The following is an 18,390-nucleotide window of genomic DNA, read 5'->3' as shown; positions in this document are numbered from 1 at the left end:
CTCGACACAAGAGAAGCCGCTCAAATAGCAGCTGACGATGCAGAGATTAAGAAACTCAATGATCATGTGTCATTTGGGATTCTCTCTCTTTTTTCTACACTGTTTGAGCTTAAAAGCCCGGCTTTTCGTGAGGAGCAAGAGTGGCGCATGCTTACAGTGCACGTGCAAGGATTTGATAACTGTAAGTACCGGTCAACTAGAGAACGCGTCATCCCGTATCGAATTTTTGATCTGCCGGAGTTGGAAATCCCAGCGATTACGGAAGTGGTTATCGGTCCAAGACATCAAACCCCGATTGAAGTAGTGCGGTCAATGCTCAGAAGTAATGGCTTTGGTAATGCTGATGTTCGGCTTTCCGAGGCAAGCTATCGATAACGCCATATTTATCGTCTTGGGATACGTGGTGAAGCCAAAAAAATGACGAAGGCGTCTACTCAGTTCGAACAGCGAATTCATCGGATTCACGAGCTGCTTGAGAATACTGGTGCCGAGGTAGTTTGGAATGACAAAGTACCTGATCCGGACAATCCGAGCCAGGCGCGGCAGATTGATATTGCTATTCGCCGTGGTGGAAAGCTAACAATTGTTGAATGCCGTGTGCATCAAGCGGTTCAAGATGTGAAATGGATTGAGGAGTTGATTGGGCGGCGTATAAGTCTCGCGGCGGATGCGGTGATCGCAGTCTCCAATTCTGGTTTTACCGCAGGAGCTTTCAAGAAAGCAGCTGCGCACGGCATTATTCTTCGTGACCTTCGGACATTAACCATAGAGGAAATATGCGCCTGGGGAGCATCTACGAAAATCATATTGACTTTTCTTGAGTTCCAAGCAGTTCGCTTAACAGTGCTACTTGCAACTACGGAAGCCACGCCGCCGCTGGAGCGCGTTCTGGCCCAGTTACGTGAATCTCCAGTGCTTTTCCATGTATTTACGAAAACCTCGGATTGGTTAGATCAAAACGGAGTTTCTGAAAATTCGACAAATTTCAGTATGAACTGCCTTGTAAGCGACGTGAGCTTCGATGGCGTCACAGTCGATGGATTTGAGGTGAAAGGAGCCGCGCGGCGAATTACGAAGACGCTAGAAATTGCTTCAGTGGTCGCTTATGACGCGCCTGATGTCAAGACTAGCGAGCGAGGAGTGCTAATTGAAAAAGTCCCGCTAGGTGATTTTGAAATTACCCATTCACGCAACAATGTTTGTATTGCTGCCGATCTTGGTGCAATAGTTTGTCCACCGAATTGCATTTTTATGTATTTCGGAACGAGCTTTTCAAGACAGGTGAGCATAAGATCATTCGAAGTGCTTAGGCCGCCGCCATTTGGAATTCGTTTGGACGCGATAGAAGTTGCTACTGTTGTGAGGCAAATCTAATGGTTTGGGATCGATTTAGTTGGGAACATCTCGCCCTGCCCATTGGCTCGGTGCAGAGCGCGTTTGATGCTGCTGATATGAGTACCAAATCGCCGCGCAACGGCCGATTTCGTAGCTTGCCCGCTTAGAACTAATCGAACGGCTTCCCTTTCCTCTGCCGGTTCTAGAGCCCTTGGTCTTCCCGGTTTGGATCCTCGGAGCATCGCGGAGTGCAATCCTGCCCGCGTACGCTCCCGGATCATTTCCAGTTCGAACTCAGCGAAAGCGCCAACGATCTGCATCATCATCCGACCCGCTGCAGTGCTGGTGTCGATGGTTTCGGTAAGACTGCGAAACTGGGCACCTTGGGCATTGATGCGGTCAAGTATCGTCAGTAGGTGCTTCAGAGACCTCGCGATGCGGTCCAGTTTGTAGACCACCAACGTGTCGCCAGGCTGGAGGAGGGCGAGTACTTTTTCAAGCTCTGCCCGCCTGGTATCCCCCCCTGATCGCTTCTCCTCAAATATTTGCTGAACCCCGGCTTTCTTCAAAGCGTCGAATTGGGTATGCAGTTCCTGTTCTTGCGTGCTGACACGCGCATAGCCGTAAATCAATCTCTCCCTCTCTGACATTTCTTATCCCTTACAAAACTGTAGAGGAACTGTTGCCAAAGGTGTTTTTTTCCCTGTAAGAACTGACAGGTCCCGGGGGACATGGGCGAAAAAAAACCGGCAAATGCCGGCGATTGCGATACGATTTGCATTGGGTCGAAAACGTTCGTTTCCGCCAAGACAAAGAGCCGCCTTCGGGCGGCGTTTTTGTTTCCGCTTGGTGGGCCATAACTTTTTCCCAAACTTGCGCAAGCTCCGGATGCCGTTCGGATTCAATCCTTGCCAATGTTTCGATGGGTGGCAGTTCTGCCGCCTCAGCCAGATAAACAATTTCTGATGCATCGGCGCTAAGCCGGCCACTGCTCAGCTTGCTCAGTCGCGTGCTATCAGCATGGCCCATTTCTTCGGCCATCGCTTTTTGACGTTTTCCGCTGCGGACGGCTGCTAGGGCAATGAGTTCTGCAATCGACATAGCGAAGCTCCTAAAAAGTTGCGCATTAGTGCAAATTTATGTAATATTGGCAAACAAGGCGTTTAATTGCCGTAATTGCAAATGTACATCAAAGGAGCGACCAATGATCAAGAAGACGACCTGCCTGCCGTTAAGCGGCAAGACGTTGACCGATTGCTCGCCCCTTCACAACGCCGTAAGCCCTGCTAGGGTCGCTCCGGTGGTGCAAGCGGAAGAGGGGGCGGGCACCCTGTACCAGCTGGAATACACCGACACCCTCGGCGCGGGTGATCTGGTCATCGAGTCCGGCCACAGCGCCGCAGACGCCGCCGTTTACCTCCGCAGCATCCTGGCCCTCGGCATGTCCCCGGTCACCGTTCGCGTGATCGCATGACGCTCACAGCCATGGACCCCTACACCCACGAGGCGCACGCGGTCCGCTGCGGCCAAGCTGCCCGTGATCGCCAGGTCCTCGTTCAGCACGTTGTCGCCCGCAAGGGAAAGGTCGTGTACTGCGCCATCATCCGCGCCCCCTGGACCACGCCAAGCGGCAAAGACTGCTGGACCCTTGAGACCTTGTGGCCGGAGCGCACCAGGGTCACCGTACCTTGTGGGAACGTTGCGGTGTGTGGTGGACCCACCTGCAGCTGCGCACCAGGTGAAAGCGCTGGAGGGGCCCCGCTTGCGGGGACACCAGCGCTTGATCCTGGCTGCGTCAGCTCGGTTTTCCCCGACCCCGCTTTTAGTCAGGCGGGCGTGGTAGCACCGCCTGACAGTCCCGATTTTGGGAAAACCCCTCAACAGCAAGCCGAAGACGAACGCACCTTTCACGAAGAGCGTTTTCTGGAGTCCCAACTCATGAGCGGGTCAGTCTGATGGCGATTGACACCATCCGCCTGCAGTCGCCGCACATGACCCGCGAGTTCATGCGCTCGGTCGAGCAGAAGTGCATCCTGCGCACTGGAATCGACATGGCCTCGGGCGAGATGATGTACGAGCTGCACACCGGCCAGCTGCTCGGCTCCTGGGACGCGCGGATTGGCGTCGTTCCCAAGTATGACGAATGGGTCAACGACGACCACGGCCGGCCGCGCCTTCACGCCTGCGAGCCCTACCTTGAGATTGAAGCCAGCGTGCACAAGGCATTTCTTGGTCACAACCTGTACGGCGGGCCGACGTGCTTTCGGGATGCGGCGCGCGACTTGGTGGAACTCATCGCCAAGCTGCTGGAGGTGGACTTACCCAATGCAGATGAGTGGCTCGTGCGCCGCGTGGATATCGCCCACATGTACCGACTTTCCAAGGCAGGCTGCAAGCAGTTCTTCGACACGATGCAGCTCATGAGCTTTCCACGCCGCCAGAAGAACGCCAGCAAATACGACATGGCAGTGCACTTCCCCGGCAAGACCACGACCGTGAAGTTCTATCACAAGGGCTCAGAGTTCGCCGCGCACGAGGTGAACCGGTTGCGCTCCTTCTTCACCCACATGTTCCGGCATATCTACGGCAAAGACGATTTCAACTTTGAGCGCGTCGAAAAAAAGATCAAGGCCCTCCAGCGCCTCGCAGACAACCGTCTGCGCGTCGAGGTCGGCATTAACTCCCCCAAGCTCAAGTACGACTTTGGCAAAGACCCCCAGGTGAAAGAGATCACCGACGCTTACCTTGAGGCGCTGCACGACAAGGAAGTGGAACGCATTCTTCGCGAAGGAAAGCAAGGTATGGAAACAGTACGCACGACAGACGCGGTTTGCACCCGCCTGCAGAACAAATACGGTCGCACACCCGGTAATCGACTATTCGGCTTCTGGCAATCCATGTGCACCGCAGGCAGCGACAAGACGAGTGACCGCTACACAAGGACCGTCTTCTACCGCAACCGCAAGTTGCTCGAAGACGCCGGCGTGAGCTGGATTGGTTCAGACCTGCAGATCGTCGCCAACGACTCCCTCATTCACGATTTCACGCCGCAACGCGTGGACAGGCGGTTTTGTTTTTCTCCGGCTCGGAACCGCCCCGAATACCACGTCAGCCGGGATTTGATGCGGCTTGCCGCGTAAGGAGTATTTGATGTCAGCACAACCGAACAACATCCAGCCCATGCCAGGCAAGCGCTTCATGGAAGTCACCATCAAGGGCAAGATCGAGGCGGCCCGCCGCCATGAGAAAAAGCACTACACCCGGCTGATCACCCCAGCGGCCGACGCCTACACCCGCCCCCAGGTGGTCGAAGTGCGCAGCAACCAGCGCCTGGGCCAGCAAGGCGACGAAGTCACGGTCGATTGCAAGCTCGGCGGCTACACCCGCAAACCGTTCCGCTCCACCGACAAGGATACCGGCGAGATCTCCATGGTCACGCCCGTGGACATGACGCTGGACGCCAACGACTGAAAGCGTTTCGCATGCGAAACCCCATCCGCACCCATAACCGTTTCTCGGCGGCGTGGGTCTACATCCACCAGGCGCTCATCACCTGCACCGAGGTCCTGCGCCTCGGCATGCGTGACGCCCGTGCCACCCTGCGCCATCGGGCGCGCTGAAAGGAAATGCCATGGCGCAATTCAGCTGTAGCGCTTGCGGCTACGCAGGCCACTATGCGGAGTTCAAGGTCGAACCCGAAGCCGACCCCGAGGGCGCAGAGCTGGAATGCCCCGAGTGCGGCTCCGAGAAAGTCTCGGAGGACTGAATGCGCTTCCTCATCTGCACCGAAGACCTCAACCCGTGCCCCCCGACCAACGTCTCATCCCTGAGCCTGGCCGAAACACTGGACCCCGCCCTCCTGGGCATCACCCCCCAGGCTGTCCTTAAAACTTACACAGGAGGATTTGCCGCCGTGCTGGCGATGTGGCTCATCGGCTACGGCATTGGAATCGCGACGGGCTTGATCCGCAAGGTTTGACTCCAGCCGGGAGGCCGCCAGCGTTGCGAAACGTCGTGGCCTCTCGGGTGTAGTTCCGGATGTTCCGGAAAGCACCATTTGAACAAAAGGAAAATTCAAATGAAGCTCTTCAAAGTTGCAAAGAAATACGGCAGCACCGCCGTCGCCAAAACCGCAGCCGCAGGCGCCAGCCTGATGCTGCTGGCTAACCGCGCCATGGCCCAGACCGCCGACCCCAGCGTGCTGGACCAGTTCCTGGACGCCATCGGCCTGGGCACAGTGACCGGCAAGGTGGTGGCCATTGGTCTCCTGATCGTCGGCATTGCGCTGGCCTTCAAGGGCCCCGACATCGCCAAGCGCGTGATCCGCAAGGTCTAAGGGGCAGGCCATGCTGACCGGTGCCCTCCTGGCTCTCTTCTGGGCCGTCGTCGCCCTCATTGGTGCCCTGAGCGGCATCGGTCTTTGCCTGGCCCTGGGGAAAGGCCGATGAAAGTCCTACGCACCTTCCAAAGCCTGCTGATCGCCTGCTTTGCCTTGCTGATCTTCGCCTTTGACCAGGCCAGCGCCGCCCCCGGCCCGGTGGCCGCCCCTGGCGCCTTTGAACAGTTCATGGAACGTGTCACCGGCGCCGGCAAGCAGACCGTCGACTTCAGCAAGAACGGCACGCCCGTCGCCGCGGCCGGTGTGCCCAACGTCAGCACCGACGGCGGCATGCCCAAGGTCGAGCAGACCGGCACGATCAAGAACCCCTCCGGCAATCCCGTCAACGTCAAGGCCACCGGCCGCGTGCCCAAACCGCAGGTGGCTGCCGCGGTCGGCCGCGCCCTCGGCAAGATCATCGTTCCGATCACCTACGGCAAGGCACTCTGGGAGCTCTGCCAGGAACTGCAGTACGGGTGTGAGCGCGTCGGCGATGACGTCAAGTTCACCAAAAAAGACCCTGAGATCTGCACGGTAGGGCCGTGCGAAGAATTCGGCATCAACAACCCGTCCGCCCAGGGCGGCTGGCACAAGACCCGTAACGCCGCGTGTACCTCTTACATCGCCGCCTACAACGCCCGAGGCGGCACCGACCAGCTGGCCTTTGTCGGGCTGGGCGAAGACAAGTGCCACTACTCCATCTCCTACAACGGCGTGCTGACCTGGCCGGATATCGCCATTGGCATCGGCACCCGCACCACGGAGCCCGCGCCCACCAATGAAGTGCCGGCGACCCGCCAGCAGTTCCTCGATGAGATCGCCTCCAAAAGCGGCTGGCCCCCAGGTTCCGCCATCTCCGAGGTCATCTCCCAGTCCAACACCATCGGCGGCGAAAAACTCAAACCCGAAGGCGTCACCATCTCCGGCCCGACCACTTCGCCCGGCACCACGACCACGACGAACAACACCACCAATAACACCACCAAAACTGAAACCGTCACCCATAACCACACCTACGAAGGCGACACGGTCACCACCACTACGACCACGGTGATCAACATCACCAACACCACCACGGGCGAAACCATCTCGCAGGAAACCAAAACCGAGACCCTGCCGCCCAGGAAACCCGACACCGAAGAAGCGCCGGTCGATTCGGCGCTGCCGGAAGTGCCCAAGCTCTACGAGCGCAAATACCCCGAAGGGCTCGAAGGCGTCTGGAAGCAGCAGAAAGCCGTCTTGCTGGCGACGCCCATCGCCAGCCTGATGGGCAAGCTGATGCCCAACATCGGCATGGGCGGCAGCTGCCCGACCTGGAACATGGACTTTGCCTTTGCCACCTGGGCGGACTTCGGGGTGCGCGACGTGGCGCCGCCGTGCCAGGTCTGGGACTGGGGCCGGGTCATCATCCTGGTCAGCGCCTTGCTGCTGGCCCGGGCCTTGATCTTTGGAGGTTGAGCCATGAGTGCTGCCTTCTCGATGCTGTTCGCCAAGATCACGGCTGTCCTGCAGTGGTTTGCGGCGCTGAACATCGCCATCTTTGTGGCGCTCTGGGCCATGGGCCAGGATGTCATGGCCTGGCTGTTTGAGCAGGTGCTCAAAGTGGCCATCTCGGCCATTGGCGAGATCGACACCAGCGCCATGGAGGCCTATGCCGCCCAGGTGGGGCAGCTGCCGGGCGAGATCCTGAACATCCTGGGCCTCTTGGGCGTAGGAACCGCCATCAGCATCATCACGGCGGCGATTGTGATTCGCCTGGTGCTGCAGCTGATTCCTTTCGTGAGGTTGGGTTCATGAGGCTCGGGTCATGATCAACGGACTTGAAGGGATCCCCGGTTCCGGCAAGAGCTATGAAGCTGTTGTCTATCACGTGTTGCCGGCGCTGCAGCGCGGGCGGCTGGTGATTACGAACCTGCCGCTGCTGGTGGAGATGTTCGCCGCGGTGAACCCGGACTATCGGAACCTGATCCAGCTGCGCACCCGGACCCAGCCGATACGCGGCACCTGGGACGCGGAGGCTGTGGACGACCAGAGCAATGGGGAGGCCTTCAAATTGTTTGAAGACGGCCATACGGAGAAGCCTGACCCGTCGGTGTCGGTGTTCGGTGGGGTCTGGGAGTACTACAGCGAGTGGAAGCATCCCCAGACGGGCCAGGGGCCGCTCTTCATCATTGATGAATGCCATGTGGCGATGCCCAGCATCGGCACCGACCCGCAGGTGGTGGAGTGGTACAAGCTGCACCGGCACTTCAATGCCGATGTGCTCTTAGGCACGCAGTCCTTCCGGGACATGAACCAGCCGATTGCCCGGCTGATGGCCATCCTGATCAAGGTGCGCAAGGCGGACATCCTGGGCAAGGCGGATCACTACATCCGCAAGACGCATGGCGGCTACCGCGGCGGGGTGGTGTCCACCGAGGAGCGCAAGTACAAGCCGGAGTTCTTCAAGTTCTACAAGAGCCACACGCAGGGCAACAGCGTGGCCGAAGCGGGGGCGCAGGATGTGGCGCCGTTCATTGTGAAGTTCAACCGCTTCAAGTGGGGGGTGCTGGCGCTGTCGGCTGTGGCCATTGTGTGGGCGTTCTGGCCGGAGGCGGAGAAGCCCAAATCAACCGTCAAACGGTCGCCTGCGGCCCAGGCGGCGCCCGTAGTGGTCAAGGCTATGGCGGAGCCGGTGCAGACCGTGACGGAGGTGATTGGCAAGCATGCGACGGACCAGCCGACCGCGACCAATGAGATGCCGGAGCCTTATGGGCTGAAGGGCCTGCATGTCGTTGGGCGGATGACGATGCGAGGGAAGACCGTGTATGTGGTCACGGTGAGCCAGAACGGGATGCCGGTGACGACGGTGACTAGCCTGGAGCTGGAGGAGATTGGATATAAGTGGAAAGCTCTCACGGATTGCGCGGCGTCAGTGCAATGGAAAGAGAAGGTTCGAGCGCTGACCTGTGACAGTCCGCAGATCACGATGGCGTTGCAGAAGACTGCGGCAGCGAGCCCAGCGCCGACGCCATAGCTATGGACTAGGTCTCGCACGCACCTGTTTCGCATGCGAAACACGCATTTGCGACCAAAAAAGCTGCCTTTGCACTTCCCATTGCGCCGTCGCAACCTCTACGGCGGGTCTGTGAGGGTGGGAGGCAAATAGCGTCATGGCAGCATTGCGAACCAAAACATTGCGGGTATCAAGTGCTCCGTCTGAGAGGTGCTCCCACGTGGCAAGGCACTCCATTACCCACGAGTTTCTCTGAACAATCTGGCGGTAAACGTCCATTCCCATTTCTGTACTATCGCGTTGCCGTAGTCCGCGTCCCTAGGCCCTGAGTGGCCTTTGTTGTCAGACGCCACTTACAAGGTGTATAAAAAGTGCTCTTACGACCGCCACCGCACACATCAAGTAACCGATTCGCTGAGTACAGTGTCAAAAGAGGTGGTGGCGAAATTTCAAATTTGTTAAAAAGACGGTCCATCTTGATTGAACCCAATGCCCATCAACCCTCCATCACTTGGTTCGCTGCGTACCGTCGCTGAGCAGCAGCTAGCGTCGAAAAAGCTTGGTACTCCATCCCCAGAAACGCTGGATGCGCTAAAGCTCGTCCATGAGCTGGAGGTGCATCAGATTGAATTGGAGATTCAGACGGAGACGCTACAGGAAAGTTTCGCGCGCGCTGAGGCGCTGCTGGCTAGATATCAAGATCTGTTCGAATGTGCGCCGGTCGGATACGTGACGCTTGCAAAGGATGGGACCATTGTTGAAGCGAACAAATGTGCGGCTGCGCTGCTCAAGCAAAAGCCGCTGGCGCTTGCAGGAAGGAAGCTGCGTGAATTCGTCAAGGAGGAATTCGTCGAAAGCGTCGACCAATTTTTAGCCGCCGCAGAAAAAAGCGGGGTCGATATCTCCTTGCGTGAAATTGCTTTGCTTCCTGCCACATCTCTGCCGCGATTCGTGAACATGCAGGCTCACGCAATAGCGAATGACTTGGATGGCGAAGAGAAAATCCAGTTGGTCATCATGGATGTATCAGCGCTGAAAGCGGCTACCGAGGACGTCGTTCAAGCGCTGGAAAGGGCCTCCGGTTTTGGTTCCCTTAACGCCGGGTGACGGTTCAGGCTGCTTCAGGGTGGGGCGCGATTTGATTCCTGGATGATCAGCTGCCGTCTGGAAGGTTGCGCAGAGTTCTGAATTCAGCCGCTTGGCCGACATCGGCAACCTCTAAAGTTTCCTTGCCGTCGCGGACTATCACTGCGATTGGGTACGTGGCTTTGGCGTCGCGAAAGCTGGCAACGTAGCTATTGCCCTTTTTGATGCTGTTGATGACCTCGTCAACTCCAACTACGTAGGTCATCTGCATGTGGCCCGCGGCCTCTAATTCAGGGTCCGGGTCCAGTGGGAAGACTGCCAGCTCATCCAATCTGCCCTCTGTAAAGCGTGCTTCGCCAATTAAATAATTTGCCATGTTGATCTCGGTTAATTCCTCAATTTGACTACAAGCCTGCGCCGCACCTGGACGTAAAGTAACGCCCATGTGCAATCTCTACACACCGACCACGCCAGCACTGTTTAGCAAGCACTTTGGCGTCGAGCTGCATAGCTTGTCTTGGGGTAGCTACGTCGCTCCACTGAAGCTTGGACCTTACCTCAAGCCTCGTGGCCTTCCAGAGGTTGGCCAGTGGGGCATGATCGCGCCAGGTTCTAGGTCTGCTGCACCCCAGGGGATGACGAACAACGCCAGGCGCGAGACTTTGGCTACGCGCAAGACCTACTCGGATTCGTGGCTGACCGGCCGGCGTTGTCTCATTCCTGCCGTTAGCTTTATCGAGCCGTTTTATCCAAACCACGACCCTAAGGCAAAAAGCATCAGCTGGCGGTTCACCCGAGCGGACGGCGAGCCGTGGGCTCTGGCCGGGATTTGGTCGGAATGGATAGATCCCGTCACCGGCGAGGTGGTGCCCAGCTACAGCATGATCACGCAAAATTGCGACGGCCACCCGCTACTGGCGCTCATGCACAAGCCGGAGGTCGACAAGGCCACTAAAGCGGTGTTGCCGGCGGACAGACAGGATAAGCGGGCTGTAGTCCCCATCGAACGAGATCGTTGGGATGAGTGGCTGCATGGCAGTGTTGACCAGGCTGAAGGGCTTATTCAAATACCGCCGCTTGAGGTTTTCAGCCACGGGGCCGACGACCCAGGCAAGAATATTCCCCTGCCTGGCATTGCAGCCACGGCTCAAGTCGTGACCGTGCCGTCAGGCCTGTTTTAGTGGCCTGCAACACCTTGGCCCTGACCGGGTGGGGCGGGTGTTATCGGATTCAGCCACAGCTCGGCTGCTTCGTCCGGAGACAGGACGCGGTATTCGGTGCGCTTCCAGAGGTCCATGGCCACCTCCTCCAGCACTGCCTGGTCAATGGTCTTCCAGCGCCCGCGCAGGCGTTCAGCAAATTGTGCAATCCATTGGGTGGGTAATAGCGTTTCCATGTAGAAATGGTACCAGAAACACTGTATGCTTATCCAGTGGTTTTTGATGTTTACGTTCTCAATGGAAAGTACGGCGATCCCGTGGAAGCGCTGCGGATCGGGCCGCGCCGTGGAGAGCTGATTATCAAAAAAAGGTTTATCACCAGTTCGGAAACTGACCTGATGGCGATGCTCCTGGAACCAGGCACTGGCGTGGAATTGCTGCAGGCCCTTTTGTATGCCCGAATTGTGGCCATGAACAGCCTGGGTATGACGATCGAGGGCAGGATATCTTGGAGTGCACGAAATACCAGCAAGGCTAAGGTAGAGCACGCCACACAAAGATGGCTATGCAAAGCACCAGGCGCAAAGGCAGTACTGGACACCGAAAAGCTGCTGAAGCGCAGTGCGGCTCGCCTCAATGCCGCTCGCATCAGTGGCTTTGACCCGGCGCATGACGATGCACCCGACCTCCCTCTGTCTGACGTGGACTCATGAGTTATCTATTGCCGCTATTTCGCATGCGAAACTTGCTTCTCATGGTGATAAAAAAAATTCTAGGCGCTGGCTTTCTTTTGTTGGCGTCGACTTGTCCATGGGCTGCCACGTTGACCGGCTTGGTGGTGGGTGTTTCTGATGGCGACACTGTCACTGTTCTGGATAGTGCGAGAGCGCAGCACAAAATCAGACTCGCTGGGATTGATGCACCGGAAAAACATCAGCCCTTTGGCAATGCTTCCAAAGCATCCTTGTCAGCAAAAATTTTTAACCGCGAGGTCGAGGTCGAATACAACAAATCTGACCGCTACGGCCGCTTGGTGGGAAAAATCACGGTAGGCGGTATTGATGCCAACCTGGAGCAGGTCAAGGCCGGGATGGCCTGGCACTACAAGGCCTATGAAAAAGAGCAGCGGCCAGAGGATCGACTGGCTTATGGCCGTGCGGAGGACGCTGCACGCCTTCAGAAAATCGGTATTTGGCGCGATCCAGATCCCACACCACCTTGGGAATTTCGGCGGGATAAATCATTGATGTCCAAGCAGAACGCCGAACTCAGGGCACGTTAGGGGCACTCGTGCAGCCCAGTTAAGCCGCCCGGCGCATTTTGGGCGCTGCTTTTTTCGCTGCAGGCTTTTTGGCCGGGCCTTTGCTCGGCGTAGCCGTTTTCTTCGCGGGAGCGGGGGCGGCCACTACGCCCTTTCGCATGCTCCGCATCAGAAGCTCGGTGAGGTCCACCACATTGGTGGAGCTTCGCGCAACAGCATCGGCGCCAATTTTCTCTACCTGCTCCACATGCCCGGCCTTGGCCTTGGCCTCTACCAGTTTCATCACCTGGTCGTGGAAGGTGTCGCGGAACTTGTCCGCGCTCCAGTTAGCGCTCATTTCTTTGATCAGTTGCTTGGCCATGTTCAGCTCGGCATCTTTGATGCCGGCTTCCTTGGCACCCGTGGGGGGCAACTGCAGCGCCTCGTAAGAGCGGATCTCACCGCCCCAGCGCAGAAGGTTCAGGATCAGCGCCGGGCCGCAGGGCATCAGCACCGCCAGGTGCTGCTTGTTGGCGATCACCACCTTTGCAACGCCAACCTTTCGGGTTTCTGCCAAAGCCTCGCGCAGAAGCGCGTACACCTTCTGGCCGCGGTTGATGGGGGCCGTGTAATACGGTTTTTCGAGATAAACGAAGGGAACCTCGTCGATGGGAATGAACGCTTCAATCTCAATCGTCTGTGTGGTCTTGGGATAGGCGGCTTCGATCTCTTCCTTGCTCAGAAGGACGAACTGGCCGTCTTCCCACTCTATGCCTTTGACGATGTCGTCCATCGACACTTCTTTGCCGCTTTTCTTGTTGATCCGCTTGTACCCCACCGGGTCCATGGAGCGCTTGTCCAACATCTTGAAGTTCAGGTCGCTTTCATCGGTCGCGGAATAAAGGGCAATTGGGACGTGAACCAGGCCAAAGCTGATGGCCCCTTTCCACAGCGACCTGGTGGAGGTAGGGGCCTTACCTGCGTCGCTGGACGGCTTGGAGGCCATGATTAGCCTTTGGACCTGGACGGATCGGCGGAGCCTGGATACGTCCGTTCTTCTTCAAGCGTGCCATCGGCGCGGTGAATCTTGACGGAGGCGGTTTTGTCGGCCATGAATTGCTGCGTGGCTTGCAGGATTTCCGCCTTGGTTGGCTTGCTGATGGATGCCCGCTCAGCGCCTTGCCTGGTCAGGTCCCAATGACCATCGTGCGTTTTGATGTGGTAGTTGTCCATACGGTCTCCTTGAAAAAAGGGGATCGTATGGCTCAAGTTTGCTGTTGGGGTGTAGGACGGGTTCTAGGATTGGCAGCGTCAAGCTCCTGTTTGTCTGCCGTGACTATTCTGATTCTTCGACGTTGCTCATTTCGCATGCGAAACGTTGGTCATCCTTGGGCAGAGGGGCATACTGCTAGCAAAAGGGGGACGGGAAATGCTTAAAACAATCCTTGATATTGCGAACCAAATACCTGCTTCATTTTGGGGTGTCGTGTGTGGTTCATTTTTCTCAATACTCGGCGTCACATTGTCCAATCGAGCAAGCACTCAAAGACTTCAAGATCAATTCGAACACGAGCGACAGACTAAAACTAAAGAACGCGAAATGGCGTTAAGGAAGGAGATCTATCTTTCGGCTGCGGAGGCCATCTCAGCCGGCTTGTCTGCGTTAGGCAATTTTTCGAATCTAGAAATGGCTAATGACCAAGTGCTAGCAAACTATCAGAACAAACTTCCTGCACTTGCAAAGCTGCACGTGGTGGCTGATTTGCCCCTACTGCAGGCCACACTTGCGTTCACAGGGGAATTTAACGCTACCACGCTCAAGGCATTCGCGAAAAGGCAGCAGTTGCTGATGGAAAGGCAGAAAATTCTAGTGCTAGATCAAAGCGTGAGTCGACATGCGAAAGATGCAGACGGTTTTCTTGAAATGATTAAACAGCACAACATTAACGCCGTAGACGACGATAAAAAATGGAATGCGTTAAATCAAAATTTTGATTTTTCTCAGAAGCGACGAGTTGACACAATTGCAGATGCATCTGCCTTGAGGGAAAAGATGTGGCTTCGAAGATTGGAATTCGCACGAGATTGTGTCCTCGTAATGAACGAGCTTTCCAAGTTAGTATTTCCGATATTAGCGGCGATACGCAACGAGTTAGAACTTCCTTTAGCTTTCGATAAATACGAGGAGAGCGTACAGAAAGCCATTTCGAGGCAACGATCTGCCGCTGACGAATTTTTTAATGACATCACGGCGCTGGTGACGTCGGGAGATTCGGCGAACAATGTCGCTCGCTCAGAATGATCTCAAAACTAATTTCATTAAGAAACTATCGCAGGCACAGAATTGCGCCTGTAGCCGTCAAAAAAACAATCGCGACACGTTGGGCATCTTCGTCGGATGCTTTGCTTAAGATGCTCGCGATCCTGGCTGCGCTGATCGCCGCGTACGAATACTTGACATATCGACAAGTAATTCAAGTGTTTGAAACCGCATCTATTCGCGTTGATCAGCAGATTTCTTTGAAAACCGACTTTATATCGAGAGGCAAGCGCGACGGAGAATGCATCTACTCCTTTAATGTTGTAGTCGATATCAAGAATGAGTCAAAGGCCACGCTACAGATCGCCGGACTAAGGAACGGCATCGCCTTTGGGAAACTATCGCCCAATTACCTCGATGCTCCTTCGCTAAAAGAATTGAACTACCCAGGTGGCCCAGTAAGTTGGGGAGATGAGAATTTCATAGTCCGACTGGATGCCAACGCCTCACCAGAGGTGCGGACGAAGCAGGCTGAATTAGGCCGAGCTCAGCAAATGAAATCCTTTCACACCGTGCCGACGATCATGGGAGAGCGTACGATTACGCTAAGCCACATGTATTTAATGACGGTCCCCGCCGATGGCATCTGGATCTATTACGAGTCTGTGTATTTGGCACGCCCAGTTGGCTCATCATCCGCAGACATAGCTACTTCGGCTCGGATTGAGTTTTTCCGTCCTTCCGCCGGAACTTGCGCGAAGTTATAAATAAGTGCGAATCTTTTTTTTCGGCCGCAGCCTGGTTAAGCCTTGGGCGGTGACACCGTGGCTGAGCTTGGCGTTGCAGATTGCTTTGCCGCTTTGCCTGCGTCCTTCATCTCTTTCTTGCTATCAGCAGCATCAATGATCTTCTGCATCTTCAGGCCTCGCTCATGCCGATGGATGTACCACTCCTCAAGCATCATCTCGATCAGGTCGATAAGCATGCCAGCTTCTTCAGGATCAACATCAACAATTAAGTCAATGTCTTTTTCCATGTGAGCGCCGATATTGCCAATCTTCCGAATTGCATCGATGGCCCCCCATGTGGTGCCGTCAATCTTGTCTTCTAGCTCGATGATTGCTTTTGCAAGGTTGTTGTTTGTAATGGACCAGTAGTTGCGGATGATTCCTTGCATGCAGCGTCGTGACAAAGTCGCTGACGCTTTTGGGCTGAGGTCGCGGATGAGACATGCTTCTGCATAGTCCGATAGGATGACCGCCGGTATGTAATCAGGGAACGGCTTCGCCGCAGATTCAGGTCGCAATTGCCAACGCTTTATTTCTTGTCCTATCAATTCCACGATGCCGCCGTGATAAAACTTCGCGCCTTGCAGACTTCCACTCAAGGTGTATTCGCGGCATTTTTCGTTCGGGCAAACGATTGCGGTTGTGGTCAGTGCCATACCGCCATGTTTATTACCCATAGAAAAGGTGTGCTTGTCTCTGCTGATGTTGCTCTCTAGAAGAGTGGCAATCTGGTTGCAATACGGACAGGTCCAGGAACTCATCACATCCCTCATTTTTGTTGGCTCGATGGGCGAGATTAGCTCATTTGTTTGAGCGCTCGCGGTGATGACCCATCGTAGTCTTACTAGTCTTAAACCCCATCCTCTGTTTAGGGGATGGGGTTAAGTCTTCATCCGTGCATCAACTGATGCACCTCTCCCGCCAGCTCCCCCAGCGTCAGCTTGCCCCCCGAACTGCCCAAGATAAACGCCCCCGTCATCCAATGATCATTGCTGCAATCCTCATTCAGCATTCGGTGCAGCCCACGCAGCTTTAAAACCTCCGTCGCTTTGGTCAGTGCCTTGCCCGCGTCAAACGCCTTCCTGTAGTGTCCCGTCATCTCCGCCTGCTGCGCCTTGGTCAGGTGTTTGATCAGCTCGGCAATCGGCGCATGGCCTTCTTCCTGCAGCTGGTCATTCAGTTCATGCTCCGCCGTCCAGGCATTCCACTTCGGCGGCTCAGGCTCCTGCGCGACACCCGCCAGCGCCAGGCTCCCTTGCTTCCCAGCCTTCTTGTCCGCCTTCTTCTGCGCAACCTCCGCCGCCAGCTCTTCCTTTAAGGTCGCCAGCAACGCCCGTGCTTCCTCCCGGCCCGCCTTGCCCGCCTCGATCCGGTCCACCAGCTGGGTGCCCCGCGGGTACCACTTGCCGGTTTTCTCGATCTGGTTCATGACCAGGACCAGCTCCAGGTCCTCCGTCGTTTCACTCTCCAGGAACTGCCGGGTGTTCCAGCCCAGGTTTTGCACCGACGCAGCCAGGTGTTTGGACACCCAGGACTTGGACTTCTTCACCAGCTGGCAAATCTCCGTCAGCGTCTTGCCTTGGTCCGCCAGGCTGCGCACACCCGCTGCCAGCTCCAGCAGCGACAAATCCTCCCGCTGCACGTTTTCCACCAGCTGCAGCGTTGCCGCCCGCAAGTCGTCCGCCTCCCCAATCAGCGCCGGCACATGACTAAACCCCGCCAGATGCGCAGCCCGGCAGCGGCGCTCCCCGGCAATCAGCACAAACCGCTCTCCCAGCGGCCGCAACAGCACCGGCTGCAGCATGCCCTGAGCCTTGAGAGATTCGGCCAGCTCCAACAAATCGTCCTTAGCCAGGCCGGACGCCGTCCGCACCTGCGGCTGAAAGTCAATGACGTTCAGGGACACAAACTCCAGGGCCGGTTTCGCATGCGAAACGCCTGCATCAGCCACGGAAACGGTTTCGGTAATCACAGCAGTCATGGGGAATTCTCCAAAAGGAAGTTGATGAACGAGGGAAGTTAAAAAAACATCCTCTCGCTCGGGCTTCCTCGTTCCCCCGAGTAGGGGGCGGAGGGGGGTGCTGGTAGTTCAACAAGAAAAAACCGGGATGACCCGGTTGCCGCTGTACCAAAAATCCCCCCACAAGTGCCCCTCACACCGGGACGGGGTCTTGTGGGGGGATTCAGCGGCGACCGGGGCAGCGCGGTTTTTTCACAGGGGCAGGCCTGGCGCCCGCAGCCGACGTGACACCAAGCGCAGCGACTGGCACCCAAGGGTGCAGCCGGGCCGGGTTACCGATAGTGAGCGGTGGAGCAAAAAGGTTTGACTGAGATCCTGATTGCGTCCTGCTACATTCAGCTCATGGCAACCAGTCATGTCACCAATCCGTCCGCATCAGGACCGAATACCTTGTATCACTATTGCGGCACTGACTCATTTTTAGCGATCTTGCGCAATAAATCCGTTTGGCTATCCTCCTTAAGCTTGTCAAATGACACGATGGAAGGTCGCTTGGTCAGACAAGCAATTGACCGTCTTGCGAAAAATGACGCTCTTGAAAAGCGTTACCACGAGCGCCTGCTCGATAGTGTTGTGGCGCTTGAAAATACTTTTGATGGCCTTGGCTTCTGTCTTTCTGAGGATGGTGATCTTTTAAGCCAGTGGCGTGGCTATGCTGATGATGCGCGAGGCGTTTCGATTGGCTTTTCGAGGGCTTATCTTGAGAAATTCTCACAGCGCAGCAGAGAGTCCGCGTCTGACCTGGAAGCCCCCGGCTTTACGCTAAAGAAAGTTGACTACGATCCAGATGCCCATGAGGCTAATGTTGAGCCAACATATCGAAAGCTTCGTAAATCTATAGACGCCGGTGCGTTCAAATCCACTGGTCAGCAGTCAGTGCTCGACACAAGAGAAGCCGCTCAAATAGCAGCTGACGATGCAGAGATTAAGAAACTCAATGATCATGTGTCATTTGGGATTCTCTCTCTTTTTTCTACACTGTTTGAGCTTAAAAGCCCGGCTTTTCGTGAGGAGCAAGAGTGGCGCATGCTTACAGTGCACGTGCAAGGATTTGATAACTGTAAGTACCGGTCAACTAGAGAACGCGTCATCCCGTATCGAATTTTTGATCTGCCGGAGTTGGAAATC

At 56.1% G+C, this 18,390-nt stretch carries 27 protein-coding genes; 19 read left to right on the top strand and 8 right to left on the bottom strand.

Translation table 11 applies throughout. The annotated features are described in order from the left end of the window. Positions 1-375 (top strand): hypothetical protein (locus AC1D0Z_RS08935; RefSeq protein WP_477657894.1); only part of this gene is annotated, 375 nt, incomplete at its 5' end. Between the two features lie 42 nt (positions 376-417). Continuing rightward, entirely contained in the window at positions 418-1,374 is a 957-nt protein-coding gene (locus AC1D0Z_RS08930) for a restriction endonuclease (protein WP_477657893.1), read from the top strand. Here the strand turns inward: AC1D0Z_RS08930 and AC1D0Z_RS08925 are convergent. Next, positions 1,371-1,967: a recombinase family protein gene (locus AC1D0Z_RS08925; RefSeq protein WP_477657892.1), complete on the bottom strand. Its 597-nt coding sequence runs from the start codon at positions 1,965-1,967 to the stop codon at positions 1,371-1,373. The genes AC1D0Z_RS08930 and AC1D0Z_RS08925 overlap by 4 nt on opposite strands. Positions 1,968-1,995: 28 nt before the next feature. Then, positions 1,996-2,436, bottom strand: a complete 441-nt coding sequence (locus AC1D0Z_RS08920; RefSeq protein ID WP_477657891.1) for a hypothetical protein — start codon at positions 2,434-2,436, stop codon at positions 1,996-1,998. 103 nt (positions 2,437-2,539) lie between these two features. Here AC1D0Z_RS08920 and AC1D0Z_RS08915 point away from each other — a divergent pair, with 103 nt between their 5' ends. The 11 genes from AC1D0Z_RS08915 to AC1D0Z_RS08865 all read left to right on the top strand — a co-directional run bounded on the left by AC1D0Z_RS08915 (position 2,540) and on the right by AC1D0Z_RS08865 (position 9,815). Beyond that, positions 2,540-2,809: a hypothetical protein gene (locus tag AC1D0Z_RS08915; protein ID WP_477657890.1), complete on the top strand. Its 270-nt coding sequence runs from the start codon at positions 2,540-2,542 to the stop codon at positions 2,807-2,809. A gap of 481 nt (positions 2,810-3,290) precedes the next feature. Beyond that, the gene (locus tag AC1D0Z_RS08910; protein ID WP_477657889.1) at positions 3,291-4,475 is read left to right on the top strand and encodes a phage/plasmid replication protein, II/X family; all 1,185 of its coding nucleotides are present in this window, start codon (positions 3,291-3,293) and stop codon (positions 4,473-4,475) included. A 10-nt stretch (positions 4,476-4,485) separates the two neighbouring features. Then, positions 4,486-4,806: a single-stranded DNA-binding protein gene (locus AC1D0Z_RS08905; RefSeq protein ID WP_477657888.1), complete on the top strand. Its 321-nt coding sequence runs from the start codon at positions 4,486-4,488 to the stop codon at positions 4,804-4,806. 11 nt (positions 4,807-4,817) lie between these two features. Further along, entirely contained in the window at positions 4,818-4,955 is a 138-nt protein-coding gene (locus AC1D0Z_RS08900; RefSeq protein WP_477657887.1) for a hypothetical protein, read from the top strand. Positions 4,956-4,966: 11 nt separating this feature from the next. Continuing rightward, positions 4,967-5,101 (top strand): hypothetical protein, encoded by a 135-nt coding sequence (locus tag AC1D0Z_RS08895; RefSeq protein ID WP_477657886.1) that lies wholly within the window; start codon positions 4,967-4,969, stop codon positions 5,099-5,101. Continuing rightward, entirely contained in the window at positions 5,102-5,314 is a 213-nt protein-coding gene (locus tag AC1D0Z_RS08890) for a hypothetical protein (RefSeq protein ID WP_477657885.1), read from the top strand. A 99-nt stretch (positions 5,315-5,413) separates the two neighbouring features. Then, entirely contained in the window at positions 5,414-5,671 is a 258-nt protein-coding gene (locus AC1D0Z_RS08885) for a hypothetical protein (protein WP_477657884.1), read from the top strand. A gap of 108 nt (positions 5,672-5,779) precedes the next feature. Continuing rightward, positions 5,780-7,171, top strand: a complete 1,392-nt coding sequence (locus AC1D0Z_RS08880; RefSeq protein WP_477657883.1) for a hypothetical protein — start codon at positions 5,780-5,782, stop codon at positions 7,169-7,171. Positions 7,172-7,174: 3 nt separating this feature from the next. Beyond that, positions 7,175-7,510, top strand: a complete 336-nt coding sequence (locus tag AC1D0Z_RS08875) for a DUF2523 family protein (RefSeq protein ID WP_477657882.1) — start codon at positions 7,175-7,177, stop codon at positions 7,508-7,510. Between the two features lie 10 nt (positions 7,511-7,520). Continuing rightward, complete coding sequence (locus AC1D0Z_RS08870; protein WP_477657881.1) at positions 7,521-8,729, top strand: zonular occludens toxin domain-containing protein; 1,209 nt, start codon at positions 7,521-7,523, stop codon at positions 8,727-8,729. A 468-nt stretch (positions 8,730-9,197) separates the two neighbouring features. Beyond that, the gene (locus AC1D0Z_RS08865; protein WP_477657880.1) at positions 9,198-9,815 is read left to right on the top strand and encodes a PAS domain-containing protein; all 618 of its coding nucleotides are present in this window, start codon (positions 9,198-9,200) and stop codon (positions 9,813-9,815) included. Between the two features lie 46 nt (positions 9,816-9,861). On the opposite strand, the gene AC1D0Z_RS08860 is transcribed toward AC1D0Z_RS08865, so the two are convergent. Then, positions 9,862-10,239, bottom strand: a complete 378-nt coding sequence (locus AC1D0Z_RS08860) for a hypothetical protein (RefSeq protein WP_477657879.1) — start codon at positions 10,237-10,239, stop codon at positions 9,862-9,864. On the opposite strand from AC1D0Z_RS08860, the gene AC1D0Z_RS08855 reads away from it, so the two are divergent. Then, on the top strand, positions 10,238-10,975 hold the full coding sequence (locus AC1D0Z_RS08855; protein ID WP_477657878.1) for an SOS response-associated peptidase: 738 nt from the start codon (positions 10,238-10,240) through the stop codon (positions 10,973-10,975). The genes AC1D0Z_RS08860 and AC1D0Z_RS08855 overlap by 2 nt on opposite strands. Here AC1D0Z_RS08855 and AC1D0Z_RS08850 read toward each other — a convergent pair. After that, positions 10,972-11,190: a hypothetical protein gene (locus AC1D0Z_RS08850; RefSeq protein ID WP_477657877.1), complete on the bottom strand. Its 219-nt coding sequence runs from the start codon at positions 11,188-11,190 to the stop codon at positions 10,972-10,974. The genes AC1D0Z_RS08855 and AC1D0Z_RS08850 overlap by 4 nt on opposite strands. Before the next feature lie 6 nt (positions 11,191-11,196). On the opposite strand from AC1D0Z_RS08850, the gene AC1D0Z_RS08845 reads away from it, so the two are divergent. Next, positions 11,197-11,667, top strand: a complete 471-nt coding sequence (locus AC1D0Z_RS08845; protein WP_477657876.1) for a hypothetical protein — start codon at positions 11,197-11,199, stop codon at positions 11,665-11,667. Continuing rightward, on the top strand, positions 11,664-12,236 hold the full coding sequence (locus AC1D0Z_RS08840) for a thermonuclease family protein (protein WP_477657875.1): 573 nt from the start codon (positions 11,664-11,666) through the stop codon (positions 12,234-12,236). Before AC1D0Z_RS08845 ends, AC1D0Z_RS08840 begins: the two co-directional genes overlap by 4 nt. Positions 12,237-12,255: 19 nt before the next feature. Here the strand turns inward: AC1D0Z_RS08840 and ku are convergent, their stop codons facing one another. Further along, the gene (gene ku / locus AC1D0Z_RS08835; RefSeq protein WP_477657874.1) at positions 12,256-13,200 is read right to left on the bottom strand and encodes a non-homologous end joining protein Ku; all 945 of its coding nucleotides are present in this window, start codon (positions 13,198-13,200) and stop codon (positions 12,256-12,258) included. Between the two features lie 2 nt (positions 13,201-13,202). Further along, a complete protein-coding gene (locus tag AC1D0Z_RS08830; RefSeq protein WP_477657873.1) occupies positions 13,203-13,427 on the bottom strand; it encodes a DUF2188 domain-containing protein in 225 nt (74 codons plus the stop codon). 196 nt (positions 13,428-13,623) lie between these two features. Here AC1D0Z_RS08830 and AC1D0Z_RS08825 point away from each other — a divergent pair, with 196 nt between their 5' ends. Both AC1D0Z_RS08825 and AC1D0Z_RS08820 read left to right on the top strand, forming a co-directional pair. Next, positions 13,624-14,496 carry a hypothetical protein gene (locus tag AC1D0Z_RS08825; RefSeq protein WP_477657872.1) on the top strand — a complete coding sequence of 291 codons (873 nt, stop codon included), beginning with the start codon at positions 13,624-13,626 and terminating at the stop codon, positions 14,494-14,496. 110 nt (positions 14,497-14,606) lie between these two features. Continuing rightward, a complete protein-coding gene (locus tag AC1D0Z_RS08820) occupies positions 14,607-15,221 on the top strand; it encodes a hypothetical protein (protein WP_477657871.1) in 615 nt (204 codons plus the stop codon). Between the two features lie 35 nt (positions 15,222-15,256). On the opposite strand, the gene AC1D0Z_RS08815 is transcribed toward AC1D0Z_RS08820, so the two are convergent. Both AC1D0Z_RS08815 and AC1D0Z_RS08810 read right to left on the bottom strand, forming a co-directional pair. Continuing rightward, a complete protein-coding gene (locus AC1D0Z_RS08815; protein ID WP_477657870.1) occupies positions 15,257-16,003 on the bottom strand; it encodes a DUF4145 domain-containing protein in 747 nt (248 codons plus the stop codon). Between the two features lie 128 nt (positions 16,004-16,131). Further along, positions 16,132-17,223 (bottom strand): ParB/RepB/Spo0J family partition protein, encoded by a 1,092-nt coding sequence (locus AC1D0Z_RS08810; RefSeq protein ID WP_477657869.1) that lies wholly within the window; start codon positions 17,221-17,223, stop codon positions 16,132-16,134. A gap of 342 nt (positions 17,224-17,565) precedes the next feature. On the opposite strand from AC1D0Z_RS08810, the gene AC1D0Z_RS08805 reads away from it, so the two are divergent. Beyond that, a partial coding sequence (locus tag AC1D0Z_RS08805) for a DUF2971 domain-containing protein (RefSeq protein ID WP_477657868.1) occupies positions 17,566-18,390 on the top strand: 825 nt, incomplete at its 3' end.

This window comes from Polaromonas sp. P1_E3 (assembly GCF_056405935.1).
This window is presented reverse-complemented; position numbering and strand designations above follow the sequence as displayed.